Below are 25,663 nucleotides of genomic sequence, written 5' to 3'. Positions count from 1 at the left end.
TACGATAGGCAATTCAAGTGCATCGCATAGCAGAAATTGATTTGCCAGCTCATTGCCGCAGGCGAATCGGCGGGCGTGCTCATAAAATAATAAATCGTTTATACGATTTATATCGATCATGCGGTTCGGCGCCGAATGAATATTCCTGGACAGGGCCGAGTGCCATCGCGGCCGTACCCCGGCAAGCCCAGCGATCAAGATGGCATCCAGTGCCCGTGAAGTCGCTTGCTACTTCCTATTTCGGATCAGTTGGAGAGGCAGTGACCTCCGTTCCCAATCGAAGCTGGTCAAGATAATCCGCCCAGCGCTGCATCATCGCGCGTCTCGCCGGCAGGTGCGACGTGCGATTATAAGCCCTGCCCAGCGGATCGCGGACCGCATGCGCGAGCTGGTGCTCGATCAGCTCCGGGCGCTCGCCCAGGACCTCATCGAGGATGGTCCGGGCCATGGCACGGAAGCCGTGCCCCGTCATGACCTCCTTCTCATACCCCATATAGCGCAAGGCCGCGTTGACCGTGTTTTCGCTCATGCAGGCCTTGCTGCGCAGGCTGGGGAACACATAACGGCCATCCCCGGTGATCAGCTGCAGGTCGCGCAGGATCGCAACGGCCTGCGTGGCCAATGGCACCAGGTGATCGATCTTCATCTTCATTTTCGCCGCCGGGATGCGCCACTCCGCGGCCTCCAGATCGAATTCCGTCCACTCGGCGGCCCGCAACTCACCTGGGCGCACGAACAGCAAGGGCGCCAGCTTGAGGGCTGCCACCGCAGCGGGATAACCGTTGTAGCCATAAATCGCACGCAACAGCGGGCCGACGTCCTCGGGGTCGGTAATGGCAGCGTAATTTCCTTTCTTGGGCGGGGCGATTGCGCCACGGAGGTCGATGGTGACGTCACGCTCGACCTGGCCTGTCGCCACTGCATATCGAAAGATTTGGCCGCACACCTGCTTGACGCGGTGGGCCGACTCGACTGAACCACGCGCCTCCATTTTCTGGACAGCGAGCAGCACGTCGCGTGGCTTGATCTCGGAGATCGGTCGTCTCCCCAGGACGGGAAAGATGTTGTTCTCTAGCCAGCCCTTGATTTTGTCCTGCGTGCTGACGGAGCGGGTGGCCGCCATCTTGCGCAGCCAGTCCCTGGCGACAAGTTCGAACGTCTCGCGGACCGCAAGAATCTTCGCACGCCGGGCCTCCTGCTTCGCCTGGCTCGGGTCGATGCCTTCGGCCAGCAGGGTGCGGGCCTCATCGCGTCGCTTGCGGGCGCTGGCCAGCGTCACGGCCGGGTAGACCCCAAGGGCCAACGTCCTGCGCTTGCCGAAGTAAATGTAGCCATCCGCCAATACTTGCTGTCGCCCTTGACCAGAAGATACATCCCGCCGCCATCGGCGTGCTTCTCACCGTTTGGCTTGCTTGACGTTAAACGGCGGATGAAAAGATCAGTGAGAGCCATGGCTGCCTCCGTGACGGTATCTCCGAGCGAGCTCTGCAGGCAGATACCGTGTAATCCGACGGTACTTTTCCGAGATTTCAGCGTACACCACGGGACGGCATTGGACAAAAAAAAACCCGCTCTCCTATGAGGAAGCGGGTTTTTTAAACATCTTTGGACTACCTAACACAACAACTTGGTGCCGCTGACCGGAATCGAACTGGTGACCTTCGCATTACGAATGCGCTGCTCTACCGACTGAGCTACAGCGGCTAAACCTGTACAACGATTTAACCTTGTTCCGACTGCTGCATCTCGTTACCAACTGAGCTGCACCGCGCCGAAAGAGGCCACATTATAGCAACGGTTTTCACGGTTGACTAGGGTATCTTCCGAGAAAATTTTAGCTTGCCGCCTGAACGCCTTCGACACCGCGTATGACGGCAGAGCCCGTGTCAACTTTGGTGACTGACCCCGAAGTTGACACGAACTCAGCCAGGATCACTCGTGGTGGTACCCCGTCACCAGCGCCACCTCATCCCGCGAGCCCAGGAACACCGGCACGCGCTGGTGCAGCTTCTCGGGCTGGATGTCCAGGATGCGGTGCTTGCCATCGGTGGCCATGCCGCCGGCCTGTTCGACGATGAAGGCCATCGGGTTCGCTTCGTACATCAGGCGCAGCTTGCCCGGCTTAGACGGGTCGCGCACGTCGGCCGGGTACATGAAGATGCCGCCGCGGTTCAGGATGCGGTGCACGTCCGCCACCATCGAGGCGATCCAGCGCATGTTGAAGTCGGTGCCGCGCGGGCCCGTGCTGCCGGCCAGCAGTTCGCTGACGTAGCGCTGCACCGGCGGCTGCCAGTGGCGCTGGTTCGACATGTTGATGGCGAATTCCTTCGTCGTCGTGGGGATCTGGATATTGCTTTGCGTGAGCACCCACGAACCCATCTCGCGGTCCAGCGTGAAGCAGTTCACGCCGTGGCCGGTGGTGAGCACCAGCATCGTCTGCGGGCCGTACACGGCGTAGCCGGCGGCCACCTGCTTGCTGCCCGGCTGCAGGAAGTCCTGCTCGGTCGGCGTCGTCATGCCGTCCGGGGCCTTCAGCACGGAGAAGATCGTGCCGATCGAAACGTTCACGTCGATGTTCGACGAGCCGTCCAGCGGATCGAACACCAGCATGTATTCGCCCATCGGGTAGCGGTTCGGAATCAGGTGGATCGATTCCATCTCTTCGGACGCCATCGCGGCCAGGTGGCCGCCCCACTCGTTCGCCTCCAGCAGGATCTCGTTGCTGATCACGTCCAGCTTCTTCTGCACTTCGCCCTGCACGTTCTCGCTCTCGAGCGCGCCCAGCACGTCGCCCAGCGCGCCCTTGCCCACCGAGTGGCTGATGGTCTTGCAGGCCCGGCCGACCACTTCGATCAGCAGGCGCAGCTCGGCGGGGATGTTGTGGTGCTCGCGCTGCTGCTCGACGAGGTATTGGGTCAGGCTGATACGTTTCATGGATTTCCCTGGTTGGACTACTTAGTTTGCGAGCGCTTTGGAGATCACTTCCATCACGTCATTGGACAGCTTCGGCGCGGCGGCCACCGTTTCGAGCGCGCGGCGCATGTGCGGCTGCAGGTCCGGCAGGTAGCGGCGCCACCGGTCCATGCTGCGCGCCAGCCGCGCGGCCACCTGCGGGTTCAGCGCATCGAGCTTGATCACGTGCTCGGCCCAGAACTCGTAGCCGCTGCCGTCCGGCGCGTGGAACTGCGACGGATTGGCGTTGGTGAAATTGAAGATCAGGCTGCGGGCGCGGTTCGGCGTCTTCAGCGTGAAGGCCGGGTGCGTCATCAGTTCGCGGATGCGTGCCACGTCCGTCGTGGGTGCGCTGGCCTGCATGGCAAACCACTTGTCGACCACCAGCGCCTCGCCCTTGAACTCGTCGTAGAACGACTGCAGCTGCGCTTCCACGTCGGCGCCGCTGTGGATCAGCGCGACGAGTGCTGCAGCGCGGTCCGTCATGTTGGTGGCCTCTGCCACCTGGCGGGTGGCCAGGTCGAGCGTGAAGTCGTCCGGCGCGGCCAGCAGATAGCTCAGCGCCAGGTTCTTCAGGCCGCGCTTGCCGGCCGAGACGGCGTCCGGGCTGTAGGGGCCCGGCGTGGCGTTCGCGGCCACGGCATTCTGCAGTTCGTTGCGCAGCACCTTGGCGATCGTCTCGCGCATGAAGCGGCGCGCCGTGTGGATGGCCTGCGGGTCGACCGCCTCCATCTGGTCGGCGATCAGCGATTCGGATGGCAGGATCAGCGCCTGTTCTCGGAACGCCGCTTCCAGCGTTTCGTCCACCAGCAGGGCGCGCTGCGCGGCGATGAAGGTGTAGTCCAGCTCCAGCTTCTCGCCGTTCTGCACGGCGGCCGTGAGCCGCAGCAGGCGCGCCATCGCCAGGCGCTGGCCGGCTTCCCAGCGGTTCACCGGGTCGCTGTCGTGGCGGAACAGGTGCAGCAGCTCTTCGTCCGTGTACGGATATTCCAGCACCACGGGGGCCGAGAAGTCGCGCAGCAGCGAGGGCACCGGCAGTTCGGCGATGGCGTCGAACGTGAAGGTCTGCTCGGCTTCCGTCAGCTCCAGCACGACGGTGGTGTCGCCTTCGCCGTTCAGCGCCAGGTCGCGGCCCTTAGCATCGAGCAGGCCGACGGCGACCGGGATGTGGAACGGCAGCTTCTCCGCCTGGCCTGGCGTCGGCGGGCAGCGCTGGGCCAGGGTCAGCGTGTAGCGCTGCGCTTCCTCGTCATACGTGCCGCTGGCGGTCACGATCGGCGTGCCGGCCTGGCTGTACCAGCGCTCGAACTGCGCCAGGTCCCGGCCGGCGGCGGAGGCCATCGCGGCGCGGAAGTCGTCGCAAGTCACGGCCTGGCCATCATGGCGTTCGAAATACAGGTCCATGCCCTTGCGGAAGGCATCGCGGCCCAGCAGCGTCTGGTACATGCGGACGACTTCGGCGCCCTTCTCGTACACCGTCACCGTATAGAAATTGTTGATCTCGACGAAGGAGTCGGGACGCACCGGGTGTGCCATCGGGCCGGCGTCTTCCGGGAACTGTGCCTGGCGCAGCGTGCGCACCTGGTCGATGCGGGTGACGGCGCGGCCGCTGTCCGTGCCGATCATGTCGGCCGAGAATTCCTGGTCGCGGAACACCGTCAGGCCTTCCTTCAGCGACAGCTGGAACCAGTCGCGGCAGGTCACGCGGTTGCCGGTCCAGTTGTGGAAGTACTCGTGGCCGACCACGGCCTCGATGCCGGCAAAGTCCACGTCTGTCGCAGTGGCGGGATTGGCCAGCACGAATTTGGTGTTGAAGATGTTCAGGCCCTTGTTCTCCATCGCGCCCATGTTGAAGTCGCCCACGGCCACGATCATGAAGCGGTCCAGGTCCAGCTCCAGGCCCCAGCGCTCCTCGTCCCAGCGGATGGAATTCTTCAGCGACTGCATGGCGTAGTCGGTCTTGTCCAGGTTGCCCTCTTCCACCCACACCTGCAGCAGCGCATTGCGGCCATCGGCCAGGCGGAACGTCTCTTCCTGGCAGACCAGCCTGGCCGCCACCAGCGCGAACAGGTACGACGGCTTCTTGAACGGGTCTTCCCACTTGGCGTAGTGGCGGCCGTTGTCGAGGTCGCCCTCTTCCACCAGGTTGCCGTTCGACAGCAGCACGGGATACTTCTGCTTGTCGGCGCGCAGCATGACGGTGAATTTCGCCATCACGTCCGGGCGGTCCGGGAAATAGGTGATGCGGCGGAAACCTTCCGCCTCGCACTGCGTATAGAAACTGTTGTTCGACACGTACAGCCCGGACAGCGTGGTGTTCTGTTCCGGCGCGCAGGTCGTTTCGATTTCCAGCACCACATTCAATGGCGCCTTCTTGATGGTGAGCGTGCTCGTCCCCACTATGTACTGACCAGGGTTCAGCTCGGTCCCGTTCAGGCGCAGCGCCACCAGTTCGATGTCCTCGCCGTGCAGGACGATGTCGCGGTGGTCCTGCGCCGCTTCCGGATTGTGGCGCAGCGTGATGCGGTTGGCGACGATGGTGCGGGCCGGATCGAGGTCGAAGCCCAGTTCCACGGTTTCGACCAGATAGCTGGGCGGGGTGTAATCTTTACGGTAGATCGTCTGCGGGCTGTCGGTTCTCATGAGGCAGTCACCTTCGATGGGGACAAAAGAATATTTTACCAACACCGGGTACGGGCATGGCCCCAATCGTGCCGATTCGTCCGGCGGTGCCTGAATCTTTTCCTGAACGTTGCACCCCGTAACATTCTGTAATAATCGAACGGTCGCACCACGGCGGGCCTACACTGGAACGTGGGAAAATAAATTTTCTGGGAGCGAAACATGAAATCCTTAGCCATCCTCGTCGCAGCGGGCAGCCTGCTGCTCGGCGGGTGTGCAACGACGATCCGCAGCGATGTCACGGTGTTCCACCAGTGGCCGGCGGAACTGCAGGACAAGACTTACGTATTCGATACACCCACGCCGAGCGAGGACACGCTGGAATACCGCAGCTACCAGGGCCTGGTGGCCAATGAGCTGGCCAAGCTGGGCTTCGCGCAGGCGCCATCGATCGAGCAGGCCAAGCTGACGGTGGACATGGGCTTTTCCACCATCGACCGCCAGTCGCGCCGCCTGGTCGCCAGCGATCCGTTCATGACCAGCCCTTACTGGGGCATGTACGGCGGCGGCTTCTACGGCCCGCGCTACCGGGGCTTCTACCCGAGCCGCTTCGGCTACCGCTACTACGGCTTCCGGCCGTATTACGATCCGTGGATGTACGGCCCGACCGACTATCGCGAAGTGATCTATCACGACTACGAGCGCAAGCTGAACGTGAAGATCAACGACAAGTACGGCAAGAAGCTGTACGACGTGACGGTGCAGAACACCAGCCGCAAGAAGTCCACGCCGGCCGTGATGCCCCTGCTGGTGCAGAGTGCCTTCACGGGGTTCCCGGGCGAGAGCGGCAAGGAAAAGCGCGTCGATCTCGACCTGCAGTAAGCCTGCCAGCCGTATCGAATGCCTCCGCCAGCGGAGGCATTTTTTTTGTCCGTGCCTGCCGCGTTCAGCGTTTCAGGTCATCCTCGATCACGCGCTGGAAGTCCGCCCGGTTCCACTGCACGGTGGTGACGGGAATGTCCGGCCGGTAGAACTGGCCATTGCCGCGCGGCCGGTTCACATACAGCTTCGTCGGCACCAGCACGCGGGCCAGGCCGCCCGGCAGTTCCTGGCGGCGCACGTCCATGTAGGTCGAATCGGCCGAGCTGGGGGCGCCGACCAGTTTCGTGTTCGCGAACAGCTTGAACACATCCACCGCATCCAGGCAGGCGCTGGCACAGTCGCCGGGCACGATCACGTACACGGGCCGGGTGAACGGCGCGGGGTCGCCCGGCTGGTCGCTCGCCGGGTCCGCCGGGGGCGGGGGCGCGTCGTCGCCGGCATCACCCTTGATCCAGTAGGGCTGGCCGGCTGCCTGCGCGGCCAGCATGCCCGTGCCGATTTCCTCCAGCAGGCGCACGGTCGCCGTTTCGCCCTGTGCCTGGAACATGTCCCGCGCCTGGCGGTAGTGCGCGATGTTGCCGGCGGACGCGCGATACCACGTGCGCTCGTCCCGCGTGGCGGCAGCGGCACGCCGGCGCACCCGGTCCTCGCCCCACAGGGCCATGGCGAAATCGCGGCTCCAGGTGGAATTGCCGCCGCTGTTGCGGCGCAGGTCGACCACCACCGCCTGCGCCCGCAGGAAGGCGTCACGCCCCGTGGCGATGCGTGTCCGCACAGCGTGGTAGGCGGCGCGTTCGGCATCGTTCGGCTTGAACGTGGGCATCGCCATCCAGAACAGGCCCGGGCGGGGTTCCGTCAGCCCCACCGGCAGCGTATCGGCCGTCATCGTGCCCTCCTGCCAGGTGCGGGCCTGAGCCGTGGCCGGACGCCAGTGCAGCTCGCGCGTGACACGTCGGCCGGCCTGTTCGAACACGCAGCGCTGCGGCCGCGCCACGAAGGGATTGTGCGTGTCGCTGAACAGGTACGGCGCCTCGCTCCACCACTGCCCCGCCTCGTCGCTGCGGCCCTGGAAGGCAAACACGTTGTCTTCCATGAGCTGGCGCGCGGTCCTGCCGTCGCATGACACGATGCGCTCGCCGGCCCGGGCCGCATCGCCCTCGGCCGCATACACGAACAGGTCGCCGCGCCAGGCCGCCACGAAACCGGGCCACCGTGGCGGTACGCTGGCGGCCAGGTCGAACCGCTCGCGCAGGCCGGCATGGCCGTCGTGGATGCGCACGGTGAACCCCTGCAGCGCCGCGGCATAGCCCTGCGCATTCGTGACGCGCGCGGCCAGCGCCAGGCCATGGTCGCGCGCCTTCGCCAGGTCGGCCGTGAACGCGGGGTTGTGCGGATCGAGCGCGCCGGCATGCTTGGCCAGCGTGACCTCGTAGCCGGCCGCGATGTCGCGCATGGCGGCGGCCTGCCAGGCGGCTGGCGTGGCGGGCAGGACGGGTTCGGCGGCCGGCGTGGCAGCCATTGCACCCGGCAGTACCAGGGCAAGCAGCAGGCGCCTCACGAGAAATAGGCCTCGCTGGCAAAGGTGAGCACGCCGACCAGCGCGACGGCCAGCAGCAGCACGATCAAGAGGCGCCCGAACTTGGGGCTGCCGTCGTCATCGTCGGTGGGGCCGCCCATGCTTAGTGCGGGATGAGGATGGAAGAACCCGTCGTCTTGCGCGACTCCAGGTCACTGTGCGCCTGCGCCACGTCCTGCAGGCGGTAGCGCTGGTGGACGGCGATCTTCACCTCTCCGCTGGAGACCACGCCGAACAGCGATTTGGCCGTGGCTTCCAGGTCTTCCCGCTTGGCCGTGTAATGCATCATCGTGGGGCGCGTCAGGAACAGCGAGCCGCGCGACTGCAGCTCGCTCGGCGCGAACGGCGGCACGGTGCCGGAGGCGTTGCCGAAGCTGACCATCAGGCCCAGCGGCTTCAGGCAGTCGAGCGACCCGGTAAAGGTGTCCTTGCCGATCGAGTCGTAGACGACGGACACGCCCTCGCCGCCCGTCAGCGCCTTCACCCGTTCCGTGAAGTTCTCCTTGCGGTAGTTGATGACATGCGTGGCGCCGTTCTCGATCGCCAGCGCGGCCTTTTCCTCGGAGCCCACGGTGCCGATCAGGTTCACGCCCATCACCCTGGCCCACTGGCAGGCGATCAGGCCCACGCCGCCGGCGGCCGCATGCCACAGGATCGTGTCCCCCGGTTTCAGGTGCGCGGTGCGATGGAGCAGGTACTGGGCCGTCATCCCCTGCAGCATCATGGCGGCGGCCGTGTCGAAGGCGATATGGTCCGGCAGCACCACCAGCAGGTCGCCCGGCATGTTGCGCACCTGCGCATAGGAGCCGTTCGGGCGGCCCGCATACGCCACCCGGTCGCCCACCTTGACGTGGGTGACGCCCTCGCCCACCGCTTCCACCGTGCCGGCGCCTTCCATGCCCAGCCCGTTCGGCAGCGGCTGCGGATACAGGCCGGTGCGGAAGTAGACGTCGATGAAGTTGACGCCGATGGCCTCGTGCTTCACGGTGACTTCGCCGGGACCGGGCGCGCCCACCTCGACGTCGACATACTCCATCACTTCCGGGCCGCCGGTCCGGGCTACGCGGATTGCCTTGCTCATGGTGACTCCTTCGCAGTGGATTCGTTTGCAAACTGCAGTTGCAGCTGATCGAGCACGAGATGCGCCGTCGATACATTGGTGGCGCAGGCCACGTCGTGCACGTCGCAGGCGCGCACCAGCGCGTTGATGTCCGGCTCGTGGGGCTGCGGCGTCATGGGGTCGCGCAGGAAGATCACGGCATCGATGCGGTCCTCCACCAGCAGTGCGCCGATCTGCAGGTCGCCGCCCAGCGGGCCGGAATGCTTGCGGTCGACCGTCAGGCCGAGTTCGGCAGCCAGGCGCCCGCCGGTGGTGCCGGTGGCCGTCAGCGTGCAGCGGCGCAGGAAGTCCACGTACTGGCCGGCCAGGGCGATCATGTCGTCCTTCTTGCGGTCGTGGGCGATCAGGGCGATGCGGGGAGCGGTCATGTCTTTGTCTCTTGTTATCCGGGTTTGGACTGCGTAGGTTTGGCGTGGGACAGCAAATAGATCCCGGCCAGCACCAGCGCCGTGCCGCCCAGCTGCCAGCTGGTGACGGGCTCGCCCAGGATCACGGCACCGAGGAACAGCGTGGAGACGGGGCCGATCATGCCGGCCTGCGAGGCCACGCCGGCGCCGATGCGCTGCACGGCGATCATCGTCATGAACACGGGCGCCACGGTGCACAGCAGGCCGTTCACCAGCGACAGGCCATAGACGGGCAGCGGCTGCACCAGCCCCGAAACGGGCCGCAGCACGAAGAACTGCAGCAGGCACGCGGCGCTCGACACGCACATCGCATACGCCACCAGCCGCAGGGAGCCGATGCGCTTGACCATCTCGCCGGACATCAACAGGTAGGCCGCATAGGCGGCGGCCGAGCCCAGCACCAGCAGCGAGCCGAGCATCACGTTCGGGCTGCCGCCCACCAGGTCGTGCACGAACACCAGCACGATGCCCACATAGCAGACGGCCAGCGCCAGCCATTGCACGCGGCCGATGTGCTGGCGCAGGAAGGTCGCCGAGATCAGCAGCACGAAGGTGGGCGTGAGGAACAGGATGAGGCGTTCGAGGCCCACCGTAATGTATTGGAGGCCGAGGAAATCGAGGAAGCTGGAGAGATAGTAGCCAACCAGGCCCAGCGCCACCAGGCGCCAGCGGTCGCCGTTCGACAGCGGCGGCGCGGTGCGCATCTGCCACAGCGCCACGGCGGCAAACACGGGCAGCGAGAACAGCATGCGGAAGGCGATCAGCGTAACGGCGTCGATGTGGTAGCGGTACAGCAGCTTGGCCACCACGGCCTTGGTGGAAAACAGCACGGCCCCGCCGACGGCGATCGCCAGCCCGCCCAGGTACGCCGTGCGCACGCTCGCCGGCGTGCTCGTGATCGTTTTGTCCATCCCCCCATTGTACGGCGAAACCCGTGGTGTTGCCGACTGCTCAACTATTCAACCGCGGCAATTGTGGTGGCCGAGCGGCATGCCGTTGCACCGACTGCCGGGCCGCGCACGATTGAATACCGCCATTCGACAACGCGGCCGGTTCAGCGTAGCATTTTTTTATTACAAAAGTGTCATTGCACTTTTATTACCTCATTTAAAGGAACGATCATGGCAGAAGGCTTGGTGGCAGGCGGTACGAGTGGCGACGACAAGATTACCGGTACGGACGGCACGGACGTGCTGTATGGTCAGGGCGGCCACGACTGGCTGATCGGCCTCGGCGGCGACGACAACCTGAACAGCACGGAATACAGCGTCAACGGTGTCTCGGTGCCGGATTACATGGGCGACCGCCTCGATGGCGGCAACGGCAACGACGTGCTGACGGGCGGCTCGGGCCACGACTTCCTGATCGGCGGCGCCGGTGCAAACCAGCTGATCGGCGGCGGCGGCTACGACACCGCCATCTATGCCGGCAATATGGCCGACTACACGATCGCCCGCCAGAACGGCATGCCGGTCAGTGTCAACGGCAGCGGAGTGAGCGACAGCCTTACTTCCGTGGAACGCGTGAGCTTCGACAACGTGTCGATCGCCTATGACATCGACGGCAACGCCGGCCAGATCTACCGCCTGTACCAGGCGGCGTTCGACCGCAAACCGGACCTGGCAGGCCAGGGCTTCTGGATGAGCATCCGCGAGGACCGCGGCTGGAGCATGAACGACATCGCTTCCGGCTTCTTCAACAGCGACGAATTCCGCGCCGAGTACGGCAATGCCACCGATACGGAATTCCTGACCAAGCTGTACCATAACGCGCTGCACCGCGAGCCGGACCAGCCGGGCCTGGATTCTTGGCTGCATGCCATCTCGCTGGGCCAGACCCGGGAAAACATCCTGCTGGGCTTTGCCGAGAGTGCGGAGAACCAGGCCCAGGTGATCGGCGCCATCAAGGATGGCATCGAGTACACGCTGTTCACCCCGGCCTGACCACTTCCTGACGGGGGCCGGAGCCCCCGGCCGCGGCTTCCCGGCGGCGGAAATGCCGAGGGACGGTATGCTAGAATACCGCCCTCGATTGCATACCCTCCAAGGAAGACCGAACATGGCTGGACACAGCAAATGGGCCAACATCAAGCATAAAAAGGCTGCCACGGATGCCAAGCGCGGCAAGATCTGGACACGCCTGATCAAGGAGATCACCGTCGCCGCACGCATGGGTGGCGGCGATGTCACGTCCAATCCGCGCCTGCGTCTTGCGATCGACAAGGCGGCAGACGCCAACATGCCGAAGGACAACGTGGCGCGCGCCATCTCGCGTGGCACCGGCGGCGACGACGGCGCCAATTACGAGGAAGTGCGCTACGAGGGCTACGGCATCGGCGGCGCCGCGATCATCGTCGACTGCATGACGGACAACCGCGTCCGCACCGTGGCCGAAGTGCGCCACGCGTTCAGCAAGTTCGGCGGCAACATGGGCACGGAAAATTCCGTGTCGTTCCTGTTCCAGCACTGCGGCCAGTTCCTGTTCGCCCCCGGCACCGATGAAGCGAAGCTGATGGAAGCGGCGCTCGAAGCGGGTGCCGAAGACGTGGTGACGGACGACGAAGGCGGCTTCGAAGTGCTGTGCGCACCGCACGATTTCGCCCCCGTCAAGGAAGCGCTGGAAGCGGCCGGCTTCAAGGCCGAGGTGGCCGAGATCATCATGAAGCCCGCCACCGAAACCACGTTCACGGGCGACGAGGCCATCAAGATGCAGAAGCTGCTCGATGCGCTGGAGAACCTGGACGACACGCAGGAAGTCTATACCAACGCCGTCATCGAAGACTGACGCGGCAGATGACCTGCCCGGGCCTGTCCTTGCCGGACAGGCCCAACCCGATCCACACCGAGGCCGTTTCCGGATGCGCACCCGCCCCGCCGCCATCCGCAAGCAGCTTCCCAACACCCAAACCATCAATTCTTATGAAAATCCTGGTAGTCGGCTCCGGCGGCCGCGAGCATGCGCTGGCGTGGAAATTGGCCCAATCGGAACGGGTGCAGATCGTCTATGTGGCGCCCGGCAATGGCGGCACGGCGCGCGATGACCGGCTGCAGAACGTGGCCATCACGGACCTGAACGAGCTTGCCGAGTTCGTGATCCGCGAACACGTGGCGCTGACGGTGGTCGGCCCGGAAACGCCGCTGGCCGGCGGCATCGTCAACCTGTTCCGTGCGCGGGGCCTGAAGGTGTTCGGCCCCACGAAGGAAGCGGCGCAGCTGGAATCGTCGAAGGACTTCGCCAAGGCGTTCATGAAGCGCCATGGCATTCCCACCGCCGAATACGAAACGTTCAGCGAGGCGGCACCGGCCCATGCCTACATCGACGCGAAAGGCGCACCGATCGTCATCAAGGCCGACGGCCTGGCCGCCGGCAAGGGCGTGGTCGTGGCGCTGACGCTGGAAGAAGCGCACCAGGCGGTCGAGCACATGCTGTCGGACAACCGCTTCGGCGACGCCGGCGCGCGCATCGTCATCGAGGAATTCCTGGCCGGCGAGGAAGCGTCGTTCATCGTCATGTGCGATGGCAAGAACGTGCTGCCGCTGGCCACCAGCCAGGACCACAAGCGCCTGCAGGATGCCGACCAGGGCCCGAACACGGGCGGCATGGGCGCGTATTCGCCCGCCCCGATCGTCACGCCGGCGATGCATGCCCGCGTGATGCGCGAAATCATCAACCCGACGATTGCCGGCATGGCGAAGGACGGCATTCCGTTCTCCGGCTTCCTGTACGCGGGCCTGATGATCGACGCGGCCGGCAACCCGAGGACGCTGGAATTCAACTGCCGCATGGGCGACCCGGAAACGCAGCCCATCATGGCGCGCCTGAAGACGGACCTGGTGGGCGTGATGGAACATGCCGTGAACGGCACGCTGGACGCCGTGGGCCTGGAATGGGACCGCCGCACCGCCGTGGGCGTGGTGCTGGCCGCCGCCGGCTATCCGGACAATCCCGTGAAGGGCGATGCCATTGACGGCATCCCGGCCGAAACGCCGGAATCCGTCACCTTCCACGCCGGCACGGTGGAGAGCGATGGCCAGCTGCTGACCTCGGGCGGACGCGTATTGTGCGTCGTCGGTCTCGGCGATTCGGTCAAACTGGCGCAGAAGCAGGCCTACGAGGTGGTCGACAAGATCCGTTTCAACGGCATGCAGTACCGCCGCGACATCGGTTGGCGCGGCCTGAAACACTGACCCGACATCGGGGACAGGCACCGATTTTCCAGAAAGATTTCCGGAAAATCGGTGCCTGTCCCCGATTTTCCCTTTTCGAGAACCCATGTCCCTGCCCGCTCCCGACACCGTCAAGGCCTACCTGATCGACCTCCAGCAGCGCATCGTGTCCGCGCTCGAGGAGGCCGACGGCACGCCGTTCCTGCGCGATGCGTGGCAGCGGCCGGAAGGCGGCGGCGGCATCTCGCGGCTGGTCGAGGAAGGCAACCTGTTCGAACGGGGCGGCTGCAATTTTTCGCACGTGACGGGTGCCAAGCTGCCGGCATCGGCCGCGGCGCACCGGCCCGGCATCGGCGGACGTGCGTGGGAAGCGATGGGCGTCTCGCTCGTGCTGCATCCCCGTAATCCGTACGTGCCGACCGTGCACATGAACGTGCGCTTCTTCTCCACCTCGATGGAGGACGGCACGCCGGTGTGGTGGTTCGGCGGTGGCCTGGACCTGACGCCCTACTACGGCAACCTGGCGGACGTGCGGCACTTCCACCGCAGCTGCAAGGCGATGGTGGAGCCGTTCGGCGCCGACCTGCACCCGCGCTTCAAGGCCTGGTGCGACGATTACTTCTACCTGAAGCACCGCCAGGAAGCGCGCGGCGTGGGCGGCATCTTCTTCGACGACTTCAACGACGCCGATTTCGCCACCAGCTTCGCCATGCTGCAGAGCGTGGGCGACGGTTTTCTCGGCGCCTACCTGCCGATCGTGCAGAACCGCCGCGATACCGCATACGGCGAGCGGGAACGCGATTTCCAGGCCTACCGGCGCGGCCGCTATGTGGAGTTCAACCTGGTGTTCGACCGCGGCACGCTGTTCGGCCTGCAGTCGGGCGGCCGCACGGAAGCGATCCTGATGTCGATGCCGCCGGTGGTGAAGTGGCGCTACGACTGGCAGCCGGCGGACGGCACGCCGGAAGCGGCGCTGTACACCGACTTCCTGCCGCACCGCGACTGGCTGGCATGACCGGCAGTGACCCCGGCAGTGACCCGGGCAGAAACCGCAGCGGCAACGTCGGCTGCACCCTGCTGCTGGGCGGCAGCTTCGATCCCGTCCATGCCGGCCACGTGGCGCTGGGCAGCACGTTCATGGCCCTGCTGGGCGCGAGCGAACTGCGCGTGATTCCCACCGTGCCGTGGCAGAAAAGCGCGCTGGTGGCCACGCCGGCGCAGCGCGCGGACATGGCCGAGCTGGCGTTTCGGGGCCAGCCCTACCGCGTGGTGGTGGACCGCCGAGAGATCGAGCGGGGCCACGCTTCCTACACGGTCGAGACGCTGCGCGAACTGCGGGCCGAGCTGGGCGACGACGCGCCGCTGTGCTTCCTGATCGGCGCGGACCAGCTGGCGCGGCTGGACACCTGGCGCGACTGGCGCGCGCTGTTCGCGCTGGCCCATCTGTGCGTGGCGGCGCGCCCCGGCTTCTCGCTCGACGGACCCGGCATTCCCGCCGCCGTGGCGGCGGAATTCGCGGCGCGCAGGGCGCCACCCGAACAATTATGCAGCCAGCCGGCCGGACTGACCTGCATCGCCGCGGAGCTGGCCATGGACATCTCGTCCACCCGGATTCGCACGGCACTGGAAGAACGGCATGGAGAAGAGGACGCGGGTGAGGATGGGAAGGACCATCGGCACAATACCGGCGGACCGATTCCGGGGGTTTTGCCCCCCCTGGTGCTAGACTATATCGAACAACACAAACTTTATAAGAAGTACAACTGAATGGAAATCAAAAAACTGCAATCCCTCGTCGTCGACGCGCTGGAAGATGTGAAGGCCCAGGACATCGTCGTGTTCGACACCACGGGGCTCACGAGCCTGTTCGACCGCATTGCCATCGCCTCCGGCACGTCGAACCGCCAGACCCGCGCCCTGGCCGCATCGGTGCGCGACAAGATCAAGGAAGCCGGCGGCGACGTCATCGGCGTGGAAGGCGAGGACACCGGTGAATGGGTGCTGGTCGACCTGGGCGACATGATCGTGCACATCATGCAGGCGCCGATCCGCGCCTACTACCGCCTGGAAGAGATCTGGGGCGAGAAGCCCGTGAAGCTGGGCGCCGCCAAGCGCAAGACCTCCGCCGAGGGCAAGGCTGCCGAAGAGCTGGATGCGGCGCCGAAGAAGAAATCGGGCCACCTCGCCGCCAACCAGGCACAGAAGTCCGCCGAGCCGGTGATCGAAAAGGCCGAGAAAAAAGTCGCGGCCCGCAAGCCCGGCACCGTGAAGGCTGCCGCTGCTGCCGGCGCCGTGGCGAAGAAGGCCGCTGCCAAGAAGGCCGCACCGAAAGTCGTGGCGCCCGAAGGCAAGAAGGTGAAAGTCGCCGCGCCGAAAGCGTCCGTGGCATCCGCCCGCGCCGCCAAGGAAGCGAAAGCGGCCGAGCCGAAAGTGCCTGCCAAGACCGTGATCAAGCGGATCCGCAAGCCTGCCGCCGAAGAGTAAGCGAAAAGGTCGAGCATGCAGCTGATCATCGCTGCGGTCGGGCACAAGATGCCCGCGTGGATCGAAGCCGGCTATGCCGAGTACGTGAAACGCATGCCGCCCGAGCTGCGCATCGTGCTGAAGGAGATCAAGCCCGTCGAGCGGTCCGGCAGCAAGACTGCCGCCACCGCGATGGCGCTGGAACGCGAACGGATCGAGGCCGCGCTGCCGAAGTCCGTGCGCATCATCGCCCTCGACGAACGCGGCAAGGATCTCACCAGCGTGGGCCTGTCCCAGCAGCTGGAACTCTGGCAGCAGGACGGCCGCGACACGGCCTTCCTGATCGGCGGGGCGGACGGCCTCGATCCCGGCCTGAAGGCCCGCGCCGAAGGCCTGATCCGTATCTCCAGCATGACGCTGCCGCACGGGATGGTGCGCGTGATGCTCGCCGAGCAGCTCTACCGCGCCTACACCATCACGCAGAATCATCCCTACCATCGCGTCTGACAAAACTAGAACAACGCCATGAAACTGGTCGAACGCAAAATCTACCTTGCCTCCAAAAGCCCGCGCCGGCGCGAACTGCTGCGCCAGATCGGCGTCGATTTCGAACTGATGCTGCTGCGCAGCGACGGTCCGCGCGGTGCGGACGTGACGGAAGAAGTACGCCCTGACGAAAGCGCCGAGGACTACGTGCGCCGCGTGGCCAACGAAAAGGCCGACTACGCGTTCGACCTGGTACGGCGCCGCCACCTGAAGCCCCGCCCCGTGCTGTCGGCCGATACCACCGTGGCGGTCGATGGCGCCATCCTCGGCAAGCCCACCGGCCGCGCCGAAGCCGAAGCGATGCTGGCGCGACTGTCCGGCCGCACGCACGAGGTGCTGACCACCGTGGCCGTGCGCACGCACGACTTCAGCGACAGCATCACGCAGGTCTCGCAGGTGCGCTTCGCCACGCTGAGCCCGGCCGACATCCTGGCCTACTGCAGCACCACCGAGCCGTTCGACAAGGCCGGCGGCTACGGCATCCAGGGCCTGGCCGCCGTGTTCATCGAACACATCGAAGGAAGCCACTCCGGCATCATGGGGCTGCCCCTGTTCGAGACGGCGCAGCTGCTGCGCCAGGCCGGCCTGAAACTGCCATGAACGAAGACATCCTCGTCAACATCACGCCGCAGGAAACCCGCGTGGCGCTGGTGCTGCAGGGCGCCGTGCAGGAACTGCACATCGAACGCACCCTCACGCGCGGCCTGGCCGGCAACGTCTATCTCGGCAAGGTGGTGCGCGTGCTGCCGGGGATGCAGTCGGCCTTCATCGACATCGGCCTGGAACGCGCCGCCTTCCTGCACGTGGCCGACATCTGGGAAGCCCGTCCCCACGACGGTACCGGTGCCACCCCCACGCCGATCGAGAAGCTGCTGTTCGACGGCCAGGTGCTCACCGTGCAGGTGATCAAGGACCCGATCGGCACCAAGGGGGCGCGCCTGTCCACGCAGATCTCGATCGCCGGCCGCATGCTGGTCTACCTGCCGCAGGATGCGCACATCGGCATCTCGCAGAAGATCGAGAAGGAGTCCGAACGCGAGTCACTGCGCACGCGCATGCAGGCCCTGCTGCCGAAGGAAGAAAAAGGCGGCTTCATCGTGCGCACCCAGGCGGAAGACGCCAGCGACGCCGACCTGGCCGCCGACATCGACTACCTGCGCAAGACCTGGGGCGCCATCACGCACGGCGCGAAGACGCGGCCGCCCACCAGCCTGCTGCACCAGGACCTGTCGCTGGCCCAGCGCGTGCTGCGCGACTTCGTGCATGAAGAGACGGCGACGATCCAGGTGGACTCGCGCGAGAACTACCTGAGCCTGACCGAATTCGGCAAGACCTACACGCCCAGCGTGCTGGCGCGGCTGCAGCACTACACGGGCGAGCGGCCCCTGTTCGACCTGTATGGCGTGGAAGAAGAAATCCAGCGCGCGCTGGGCCGGCGCGTGGACCTGAAGTCGGGCGGCTACCTGATCGTCGACCAGACCGAGGCGATGACGACCATCGACGTCAACACGGGCGGTTACGTGGGCGGCCGCAATTTCGCCGACACGATCTTCAAGACCAACCTGGAAGCGGCGCACGCGATCGCCCGCCAGCTGCGGCTGCGCAACCTGGGCGGCATCATCATCCTCGACTTCATCGACATGGAGAACGCCGAGCACCGCAACGCCGTGCTGGCGGAGCTGCGCAAAGCCTTGTCGCGCGACCGCACCAAGGTGTCCGTCTCCGGCTTCTCGGCCCTGGGCCTGGTGGAGATGACGCGGAAGCGCACGCGCGAATCGCTGGCCCACATCCTGTGCGAGCCCTGCCCCGCCTGTGCCGGCAAGGGACAGGTGAAGACCTCGCGCACCATCTGCTACGAGATCCTGCGCGAGCTGCTGCGCGAAGCGAAGCAGTTCAACCCGCGCGAATTCCGCATCCTCGCCTCGCAGGAAGTGGTGGACATGTTCCTGGAAGAGGAATCCCAGCACCTGGCGATGCTGGGGGATTTCATCGGCAAGAAGATTTCGCTGCAGGTCGAGACCAGCTATCCGCAGGAGCAGTACGACGTCATTCTGATGTGACGCACTGCGGCCCGGCCGACTTCACTGCACCTTCAGCACGATCACCCCGATCGCGTTGGCGCCGGTGCGGTGGCGCGAGGGCGAGTTCACGCGCAGCTTGAAGTGCACGGCGGCCAGCGCTGCCTGGTCGCCGAAGAACGCGCCGGTGGCATCGTACATTTCCTTGAACGTCGCGCCGTTGGGGATCACGCAGTCGTTCCGCGAAACGACATTGAGCGCCTCCCAGCCGAGGTTGCACTGAACCCTGGGGTCGCCGGCCTGCGTGGCGCGCAGGTGCTGCTCTTCCGATTCCACAGCCACCGGCAAGGAGAAATGCCGCGTCTGGCCGTCGATGACGAGGTCGAACTGCAGCGTGCCCTTGATCCCGGGCGAGGTGGCCAGTTCGAGGCGCGCATTCGACACCTGACCCGGCGGGATCTTGCCATCGCCGCCGAGGCCGCCGTCGAAGGTGGCCATGGTGGCGGCATGCTGGCCGTAGTTCATCACCGCCTTCGGGAACACCTTGAAGCGCTCGTCGCCCGGCTTGGCCACCATCGGCTTCTTCTGTACCAGCGCCATCATCCGCCGCATGTGGAAGTCCTGCAGCGCGGGGCGTACGGCAGCCGGCACCTGCGTCGTCGCCTTCCTGAGCCGCACGGGCGACTCCTGGCCGACGAAGATGTGCCGGTCGGCCGTACGGCCCCACCACAGCTCGCCCGGCACGCCGGTGCTGCCCTTCTCCAGCCAGTCGCCTGGCTGGTACTCCGCCGCACGCAGCGGGCCGGGGGTGGCTTCGTCGCCGGGACGCACGCCCACCAGCACATTGTTCTTCAGGGCCGCCATCATCTCGCCATCGCGGCTGGTCAGGCCCTGGTCCAGCCCGGCGCCGAACACGCGCTGGTGGCAGACCACCGTGTCGGCACCTGGCGGCGACCAGCGAATGACCGGCACCTTGTCGTCCTGGCATGTGGCGATGGTTTCGGGGCCGGCAACGGCGGCGCCGGCGACATGGGCAAGGAAAGGCAGCAGCAGCAGTCCGCGCAGGGTTGAACGTTTCATGGGCTGAAGGAAGCGTAACGGGAGCTGAACTATAAACCGTTGCGGGAGCGACGGGCGCAGCCCCGCCATCCGTATCTTTGTCGCCGTCTGCCAGCGCGGCCTGGCCGTATTTCGTCCGGCACCTTCCGCCATCGCTGCGCGTCGAGGAGAACTGGCTCGCACTGAATCGCGTTGAGGACGGCGAGCCAGCCATGCAGGCCCGCTATTTCGCGCTGCTTGCCGCCTCTTCGATCAGCGCAGCGACTTCGGTCGGATGCGACGTCATCACCACGTGCGAGGCGCCATCGACGACCACGGTTTTCTTCGACCTGGCCCGCTTGGCCATGAAGTCCTGCGCCGCGGCCGGAATGTTCTTGTCCGCCTTGCCGTAGATGAACCACGATGGCAGCGTCTTCCAGGCCGGTGCCGGCGAAGCTTCGTTCAATGCGGCGTCCGTGATCGGACGCTGCCCCGCCGCCATTTGCTGTGCCTTCGGCGCCGGCACATCGGCGGCGAACTGGTCGCGAAACCTGGCTGGCTGGATATACAGATCCTTGCCGCCATCGGCCAGCGCGACCGGCGGCGCCAGTGCAGGACCGAGCGTGCTGCCCGGGAATTTGCCCGACAGCCCGGCGGCCGACTCGCCGCTCTCCGGCGCGAACGCCGCCACGTAGACCAGTCCCTTGACGTTGGCATTGCCCTGCACTGCGGCGCTGATCACGGAGCCCCCGTACGAGTGCCCGACGAGGATCACGGGACCCGGCACGCTCTTGACGATCCCGGCCACGTAGGCCGCGTCGCCCTTCACGCTGCGCAGCGGATTGGCGGCGCCGATGACGGGGTAGCCATCCTTCTGCAACCTGGCCATGACACCGTCCCAGCTCGACGAATCGGCGAATGCGCCATGGACCAGGATGATGGTGGGCTTGGCGTCGGCGGCACCGGCCGCGGGAGCGGCCAGCACGGCGGCCAGCAGCGTGGTCGCCAGTGATATGAACGGTTTTTTCATGGAAGCTCCAGTGAACGGTCGACAGGTCAGTACCTGGCACCGATGCTAGCAGCGAAATGACCGCGATCTGGGCGATACCGCGCCGGCCGGCCTTCTGGCAGGCGCGCGGATCCCCTATTCGTCGGACCGGCGGGCAGCACTGCGCAGGCGCGTCGGCCGGGAAGCGGGGATGGCCGCCAAAAAGAAGACATGGGAGAAAAGAAGCATGGGAGAGCAGGCAGCGCGATAAGACGGTCCGCGGCGCGGCCTCTCGACGGCAGGATGCCGGCGCGGCCGCGGACATTGCAGCGTGTGCTGCGAGCGATGGTATTGCGGTGGAACTGCGGTACCGCGAGAGCTGCGGTGTTACGCGGCCTTGCGGCGGCGCGCCATGAAGCCCACCAGGCCCAGGCCGCCCAGCAGCATGCCGTAGGTGGCCGGTTCCGGCACGGCGCTGACGGAGACGACACCGCCCGAATAGATCGCCGGCTGCGCCAGCACGTTGCCGCTTACCTGCACGTAGTAGCTGGCGGCCGCCAGGTTGGTCGTGGTCAGCTGCCAGTGGCTGGTGGTGGCGGCATCGCCAATCTGCGTGCCGCCCAGCACCAGCGTGCCGTCCGCGCTGTACAGGCCCAGGGCAGTGATGTCCAGGCCGGTACCAGGGCCGTTGGTATACGAGAACAGGTCGGCCGTGATGTTGCTGCTGCTCGTCAGCGTGAAGGCATACCGGTCGGCAAAGCTGTCCCCTGCCACGCCTTGCACCCAGCGGCCGAAGAAGGCACTGCCTTCCGCCACATCCACGGTGGAGGACGGGGTGCTGACATCGGCAGCATACGCCGCGCCGGTCGTGAGGGCGGCGCATGCCAGCGCCAGCGATGCTGCGAGTTGCTTGGTCTTCATCATTCCTTGCTCCTAATAGATAGTCTGCTTTGAGGGGGTCGGGGGCCGTCGAGGCATGGACAAGGTAGCAAGAAAAATCCGTCCGCAAACTTTTCGGATACAACTACTTACAAGTTGTTCGGCTGTATTTGGCGTGTTTTGGGAGCATTTTCGCCGCCGTTGAGTCAGTAAAATCAGGCACTTACCCATGCGTGAAAATGGTATTGCATTTTACGTAGGATTTATCCTACGTAGCCCTGAGGCGGGCTGAGACGTCGCCAAATAGCGACTATAAGTAAAGCTTAAGTCCGGGCGTAGGTAACAGGAAAGCAGCGCCTTGCACGTCGACGGGGCGGAATCGTCAGCCAGGAGTCGCGGTATCGCCATGCCGCATGACGCGATTGCGCCCGGCAGCCTTGGCCGCGTACAGGGCCCGGTCCGCCGCTTCCAGCAGCGTGCTGGCATGGTCGGCACCGCGGCGCGGCACCAGCGTGGCAACCCCGGCACTGATGGTGACGATGCCCAGCGGGCTGCCGGCATGTTCCAGCGCCAGGTTTTCGACGGCGGCGCGGATGCGTTCGGCGACCGCGAGGGCACCTTCCCCATCCGTGTTCGGCAACAGCACGGCCAGTTCCTCGCCGCCGTAGCGGGCCGCCAGGTCGCCGGCGCGGCGCGGCGTCTGGAGGCGCACCGCCTCGGTCACGGCGCGCAGGCAGTCGTCGCCGGCGGCGTGGCCGTAGCGGTCGTTGTAGGCCTTGAAGTGGTCGACATCGATCATGGCCAGCGCCAGCGGCGCGCCCTGCCGCATCGCCCGGCTGAATTCATTGCCGAGCGAGACGTCGAACTGGCGCCGGTTGGCCAGGCCTGTCAGGCCATCCTGCAGCGCCAGCTTTTCCAGCGTGGCGTTCAGTGTGGCCAGCGCGTCGCGGGTCTGGCGCAGTTCCGCCTCCACCTGCAGGCGCCGCCGCATCTGGCGCACCAGCCGGTTGCCGAACAGCGCCAGCAGCGCGGTGAGCACCAGCACGGCGGCGGAGCGACCCAGCGTGTCGTGGCGCCAGCGCGCCATGATGTCCTCGCGCGACAGGGCCGCCGTCACGAACAGCGGATAGTTTTCCACCGGCCGGTAGCTGTTCAGGCGCAGCTGGCCATCCTGCGGCGAAACGAAGGTGCCGGTGCCGGCCACGCGGCCGCCGCGCTGGTAGGCCTGGAACAGCTGCGAGCTGCGCACGTCCGCCCCGATGCTGCGCGCGCTGTAGGGCTGGCGCAGCAGCAGCACGCCGCGGTCGGACAGCAGCCCGATGGCGCCGTTGCGGCCCACGTCAAAGCGGCCGGAGAAGCGGCTCAGGTAGCCCATGTCCACCGCCGCCATCACCACGCCGCCGAAGCTGCCATCGGGCTTGTCGATGCGGCGCGTCATGGGGATGATCCAGCGGCCGCTGGCACGGCTGATCACGGGCAGGCCGATATACGTGCCGGCATCGGCCACCTGCATATGCCGCACGAAGTATTCGCGGTCGGCGATATTGATGTTGCGGACCTTGGTGGCCTGCGAATTGACGACCCAGTTGCCGCGCTCGTCGTAGTGCGAGATCACGTCGATCTGGGGCAGGCGGCGGGCGTCGTCCACCATCAGGCGGTGCAGCCGTTCCAACTGGGCCGGGCCGATGCCGTCCGTCTCGATGCGTTCTTCCAGGTCGAACAGGCAGGTGTCCGCCGTGCGCAGCGTGTCGTCCGCATGCTCGCTCATCGCGTGCGCCAGGTTGGTGGCACTGCGTTCGGCCTGGTCGAGCAGCGCGGTGCGCGCACCCCAGCTGCGCGAGGCTTCCAGCACCACCATCGCCACGCACACGAGCGCCACGAAGGCGCCCGTCCAGAAGGTGATGGGCAGCCGCTTCATGGCAGCCGCTTACGCCGCACCCAGCATCGGCTGCAGCGTGCGCCACACGGTGGCCGCGTCGAGCTTGCGCATGCAGTCGTGGTGGCCCAGCGGGCATTCGCGCTGCCGGCAGGGCGAGCAGTCCAGCCGCAGCGACAGGGCCGCCGCCAGGTCGGAGAACGGCGGCGCGTGGTCCGGATCGGTCGGGCCGTAGATGGCGACGACCGGCCGGTTCAGGCTGGAAGCCACGTGCAGCAGGCCGGAGTCGTTGCTGACCACCGCGGCGGCATGGCCGATCAGCGCCACCGCCTCGGCCAGGCTGGTCTGCCCGGCCACGTTGTGCACGGCCGCGGCGCTGCCGGCCACGCCGGCAAGCACCTCGTCGCACACCGCGCGGTCCTTCGGCGATCCCAGCAGCGCCACCTGCGCGGCCGGCTGCTGCGCCACGATGGCCTGCGCCAGCGCGGCGAAGTGGGCGGGCGGCCAGCGCTTGGCCGAGCCGAATTCGGCGCCGGGCGCAAACACCACCAGCGGCCGCTCGAGCGCCAGGCCGGCCTTCGCGCAGGCGCCGGCAATCTGCTCCGCCGTCACCTGCAGCACGGGCCGCGGCGCCGGCTGCAAGGGCGCCTCCGGCGCGTTGGCCAGCGCCGCGTAGAACGGCACCATCGGCCGTGGCGGCACGTCGTCGTGGTGCATCACGTTGATCAGGCCATAGCGACTCTCGCCCTTGTAGCCCACGCGGCGCCTGATGCCGGCCAGCCAGGGAATCAGCGCATATTTCAGGGTATTGGGCAGCACGTAGGCGGCACCATAGCCGCGCCGTTTCAGCAGGCGGGCGTAGCGCCAGCGCTCGCGCAGCTGCAGCGGGCCATGGCGGAACGGCGTCTGCAGCACTTCGGCCACTTCGCGCATCTGCTTCCAGACGGGGGCCACGGCGGGCGGCGCCAGCACGTCGATCGGCGCCTCGGGATGCGCGGCGCGCAGGCGCTGCAGCAGCGGCTGCGCCATCACCGCGTCGCCGATCCAGTTCGGCGAGATGACGAGGATGCGCTGCCCCGCCATCATGCTTGTTCTTCCCGCGCGTTCAGGCACAGGCCCATGAGCACGAACAGCATCAGCGCGTAGAACATCGCGCTGCGGGTGGAATAGAAGATCACTTCCGTCAGGCCGAAGCCGAAGTAGCCCAGCACCAGCAGCATGCCGGCCAGCGCGGTGGCCACCAGGCCGGCCGGTGCCGACTCGTGCGAGCGCAGCATGCGCAGGAAGAACAGGAACGGCATCAGCAGCGTGCCGAACCAGATCAGGAGGCCCAGCACGCCGCCGTACACGAGCGCCTGCAGCGCATCGTTGTGGAAATGCTCCGCTTCCAGCACGAAGGGCTGCAGCGTGCCGGCCTTCACCAGCGCCCCCAGTTCCTCGTGCACCTGCACGGGGCCGACCGGCACCAGCGGGTGCTGCGCGATCAGCAGCGTGGCGCCCTTCCACAGCTCCAGCCGCACGCCCACGTTGGTGTAGGCACTGCCGCCATTGAAGTAGGTCTGCACGTCGCTCACGCCCTGCTCGAGGCGCTGGCCCATGCCCGTCTGCGGTACCAGGAAGGCGCCGGCCACCAGCACGCCCACCAGCGCGGCGGCGCTCTTGGCGAACACGCCGCGCAGGTAATGGCCATACTTCAGGAACAGCAGCGCGGCAAACACGATGGCCACCCAGCCGCCGCGCGTGCCCGTGGCCAGCGAACCGGCCAGGCCGGCCACCACGCCGAGCGCGGGCCAGAGGCGCTGGCGGCCGCGGAAGTCCAGCACGGCGGCCAGGCACATCAGGCCCATGCACAGCACGATGTCGCCGAAGGTGATGGCGTTCATCATGCCGCCCGGGCGGTCGATGCCTTCGATCACGCGCTGGTAGCCGACCACGCAGGCGCCGGCCACCGTGCCGCCGATCAGGCCCCACCACAGCGCCTTGCGGCTGGGGCGGCAGGCCACCACCGCCACCAGTGCCGTGAAGGCCAGCAGCATGCGGGTGGGTTTCTCCCAGACGCGCAGGCTGACGCCATCGTGCAGCAGCACCACCAGGCCGCTGAAGACGCAGGCGGCGGCAAAAGCTGTCAAA

General features: G+C 66.2%; 23 protein-coding genes, 1 tRNA gene and 1 pseudogene. 10 read left to right on the top strand and 15 right to left on the bottom strand.

Features of this window, described 5'->3' with window-relative positions:
* Positions 1-235: 235 nt before the first annotated feature.
* The 4 genes and pseudogenes from IP91_RS15745 to pepN form a co-directional block, all read right to left on the bottom strand.
* Positions 236-1,452: pseudogene (locus IP91_RS15745) on the bottom strand (tyrosine-type recombinase/integrase).
* Positions 1,453-1,628: 176 nt separating this feature from the next.
* A tRNA-Thr gene (locus tag IP91_RS15740) sits at positions 1,629-1,704 on the bottom strand.
* A 228-nt stretch (positions 1,705-1,932) separates the two neighbouring features.
* The gene (locus IP91_RS15735) at positions 1,933-2,934 is read right to left on the bottom strand and encodes a class 1 fructose-bisphosphatase (RefSeq protein WP_145650030.1); all 1,002 of its coding nucleotides are present in this window, start codon (positions 2,932-2,934) and stop codon (positions 1,933-1,935) included.
* A 21-nt stretch (positions 2,935-2,955) separates the two neighbouring features.
* Positions 2,956-5,595, bottom strand: coding sequence for an aminopeptidase N (gene pepN, locus IP91_RS15730; protein ID WP_145650029.1), 2,640 nt, complete (start codon positions 5,593-5,595; stop codon positions 2,956-2,958).
* Between the two features lie 201 nt (positions 5,596-5,796).
* Between pepN and IP91_RS15725 the strand changes: the two genes are divergently transcribed.
* Positions 5,797-6,456, top strand: coding sequence for a DUF4136 domain-containing protein (locus tag IP91_RS15725; protein WP_145650028.1), 660 nt, complete (start codon positions 5,797-5,799; stop codon positions 6,454-6,456).
* A 64-nt stretch (positions 6,457-6,520) separates the two neighbouring features.
* Here IP91_RS15725 and IP91_RS15720 read toward each other — a convergent pair whose 3' ends face one another.
* The 5 genes from IP91_RS15720 to IP91_RS15705 are packed head-to-tail and all read right to left on the bottom strand — an operon-like array spanning position 6,521 to position 10,470.
* The gene (locus IP91_RS15720; protein WP_145650027.1) at positions 6,521-7,975 is read right to left on the bottom strand and encodes a S41 family peptidase; all 1,455 of its coding nucleotides are present in this window, start codon (positions 7,973-7,975) and stop codon (positions 6,521-6,523) included.
* Between the two features lie 35 nt (positions 7,976-8,010).
* The gene (locus IP91_RS26635) at positions 8,011-8,133 is read right to left on the bottom strand and encodes a hypothetical protein (RefSeq protein ID WP_259772461.1); all 123 of its coding nucleotides are present in this window, start codon (positions 8,131-8,133) and stop codon (positions 8,011-8,013) included.
* Between the two features lie 2 nt (positions 8,134-8,135).
* The gene (locus IP91_RS15715; protein WP_145650026.1) at positions 8,136-9,113 is read right to left on the bottom strand and encodes a quinone oxidoreductase family protein; all 978 of its coding nucleotides are present in this window, start codon (positions 9,111-9,113) and stop codon (positions 8,136-8,138) included.
* The gene (locus tag IP91_RS15710; RefSeq protein ID WP_145650025.1) at positions 9,110-9,520 is read right to left on the bottom strand and encodes a methylglyoxal synthase; all 411 of its coding nucleotides are present in this window, start codon (positions 9,518-9,520) and stop codon (positions 9,110-9,112) included. Before IP91_RS15710 ends, IP91_RS15715 begins: the two co-directional genes overlap by 4 nt.
* 14 nt (positions 9,521-9,534) lie before the next feature.
* A complete protein-coding gene (locus IP91_RS15705; RefSeq protein ID WP_145650024.1) occupies positions 9,535-10,470 on the bottom strand; it encodes a DMT family transporter in 936 nt (311 codons plus the stop codon).
* 210 nt (positions 10,471-10,680) lie between these two features.
* On the opposite strand from IP91_RS15705, the gene IP91_RS15700 reads away from it, so the two are divergent.
* The 9 genes from IP91_RS15700 to rng all read left to right on the top strand — a co-directional run bounded on the left by IP91_RS15700 (position 10,681) and on the right by rng (position 18,794).
* Positions 10,681-11,502: a DUF4214 domain-containing protein gene (locus IP91_RS15700; protein ID WP_145650023.1), complete on the top strand. Its 822-nt coding sequence runs from the start codon at positions 10,681-10,683 to the stop codon at positions 11,500-11,502.
* 115 nt (positions 11,503-11,617) lie between these two features.
* Positions 11,618-12,343, top strand: coding sequence for a YebC/PmpR family DNA-binding transcriptional regulator (locus IP91_RS15695; RefSeq protein WP_145650022.1), 726 nt, complete (start codon positions 11,618-11,620; stop codon positions 12,341-12,343).
* 134 nt (positions 12,344-12,477) lie between these two features.
* A complete protein-coding gene (gene purD, locus IP91_RS15690) occupies positions 12,478-13,746 on the top strand; it encodes a phosphoribosylamine--glycine ligase (RefSeq protein ID WP_145650021.1) in 1,269 nt (422 codons plus the stop codon).
* Between the two features lie 85 nt (positions 13,747-13,831).
* The gene (gene hemF / locus IP91_RS15685; RefSeq protein ID WP_145650020.1) at positions 13,832-14,740 is read left to right on the top strand and encodes an oxygen-dependent coproporphyrinogen oxidase; all 909 of its coding nucleotides are present in this window, start codon (positions 13,832-13,834) and stop codon (positions 14,738-14,740) included.
* A complete protein-coding gene (gene nadD, locus IP91_RS15680; RefSeq protein WP_145650019.1) occupies positions 14,737-15,492 on the top strand; it encodes a nicotinate (nicotinamide) nucleotide adenylyltransferase in 756 nt (251 codons plus the stop codon). The genes hemF and nadD overlap by 4 nt, the downstream gene beginning before the upstream one ends.
* Positions 15,493-16,209, top strand: a complete 717-nt coding sequence (gene rsfS / locus IP91_RS15675) for a ribosome silencing factor (protein WP_145650018.1) — start codon at positions 15,493-15,495, stop codon at positions 16,207-16,209.
* 15 nt (positions 16,210-16,224) lie between these two features.
* Positions 16,225-16,695 carry a 23S rRNA (pseudouridine(1915)-N(3))-methyltransferase RlmH gene (gene rlmH, locus IP91_RS15670; protein WP_145650017.1) on the top strand — a complete coding sequence of 157 codons (471 nt, stop codon included), beginning with the start codon at positions 16,225-16,227 and terminating at the stop codon, positions 16,693-16,695.
* 18 nt (positions 16,696-16,713) lie between these two features.
* A complete protein-coding gene (locus tag IP91_RS15665) occupies positions 16,714-17,334 on the top strand; it encodes a Maf family protein (RefSeq protein WP_145650016.1) in 621 nt (206 codons plus the stop codon).
* Positions 17,331-18,794, top strand: a complete 1,464-nt coding sequence (rng, locus tag IP91_RS15660) for a ribonuclease G (RefSeq protein ID WP_145650015.1) — start codon at positions 17,331-17,333, stop codon at positions 18,792-18,794. Before IP91_RS15665 ends, rng begins: the two co-directional genes overlap by 4 nt.
* A gap of 21 nt (positions 18,795-18,815) precedes the next feature.
* Here the strand turns inward: rng and IP91_RS15655 are convergent, their stop codons facing one another.
* The 6 genes from IP91_RS15655 to IP91_RS15630 form a co-directional block, all read right to left on the bottom strand.
* Positions 18,816-19,832: a hypothetical protein gene (locus IP91_RS15655; RefSeq protein WP_145650014.1), complete on the bottom strand. Its 1,017-nt coding sequence runs from the start codon at positions 19,830-19,832 to the stop codon at positions 18,816-18,818.
* A 202-nt stretch (positions 19,833-20,034) separates the two neighbouring features.
* Complete coding sequence (locus IP91_RS15650) at positions 20,035-20,820, bottom strand: alpha/beta fold hydrolase (protein WP_199754611.1); 786 nt, start codon at positions 20,818-20,820, stop codon at positions 20,035-20,037.
* Between the two features lie 345 nt (positions 20,821-21,165).
* Positions 21,166-21,702 (bottom strand): FxDxF family PEP-CTERM protein, encoded by a 537-nt coding sequence (locus IP91_RS15645; RefSeq protein ID WP_145650013.1) that lies wholly within the window; start codon positions 21,700-21,702, stop codon positions 21,166-21,168.
* A gap of 337 nt (positions 21,703-22,039) precedes the next feature.
* Positions 22,040-23,575, bottom strand: a complete 1,536-nt coding sequence (locus IP91_RS15640) for a GGDEF domain-containing protein (protein WP_145650012.1) — start codon at positions 23,573-23,575, stop codon at positions 22,040-22,042.
* A gap of 9 nt (positions 23,576-23,584) precedes the next feature.
* Positions 23,585-24,616 carry a lipopolysaccharide heptosyltransferase II gene (gene waaF / locus IP91_RS15635; protein WP_145650253.1) on the bottom strand — a complete coding sequence of 344 codons (1,032 nt, stop codon included), beginning with the start codon at positions 24,614-24,616 and terminating at the stop codon, positions 23,585-23,587.
* Positions 24,616-25,662 (bottom strand): O-antigen ligase family protein, encoded by a 1,047-nt coding sequence (locus IP91_RS15630; protein ID WP_229474503.1) that lies wholly within the window; start codon positions 25,660-25,662, stop codon positions 24,616-24,618. The genes waaF and IP91_RS15630 overlap by 1 nt, the downstream gene beginning before the upstream one ends.
* Position 25,663 lies beyond the last annotated feature (1 nt).

Origin of the sequence: Pseudoduganella lurida, assembly GCF_007830455.1 — a bacterium.
In the GTDB taxonomy this organism is placed as follows: Bacteria; Pseudomonadota; Gammaproteobacteria; order Burkholderiales; family Burkholderiaceae_D; genus Rugamonas; species Rugamonas lurida.
The sequence above is the reverse complement of the archived record's forward strand: the minus strand, read 5'-3'. Positions and strand labels throughout refer to the sequence as shown.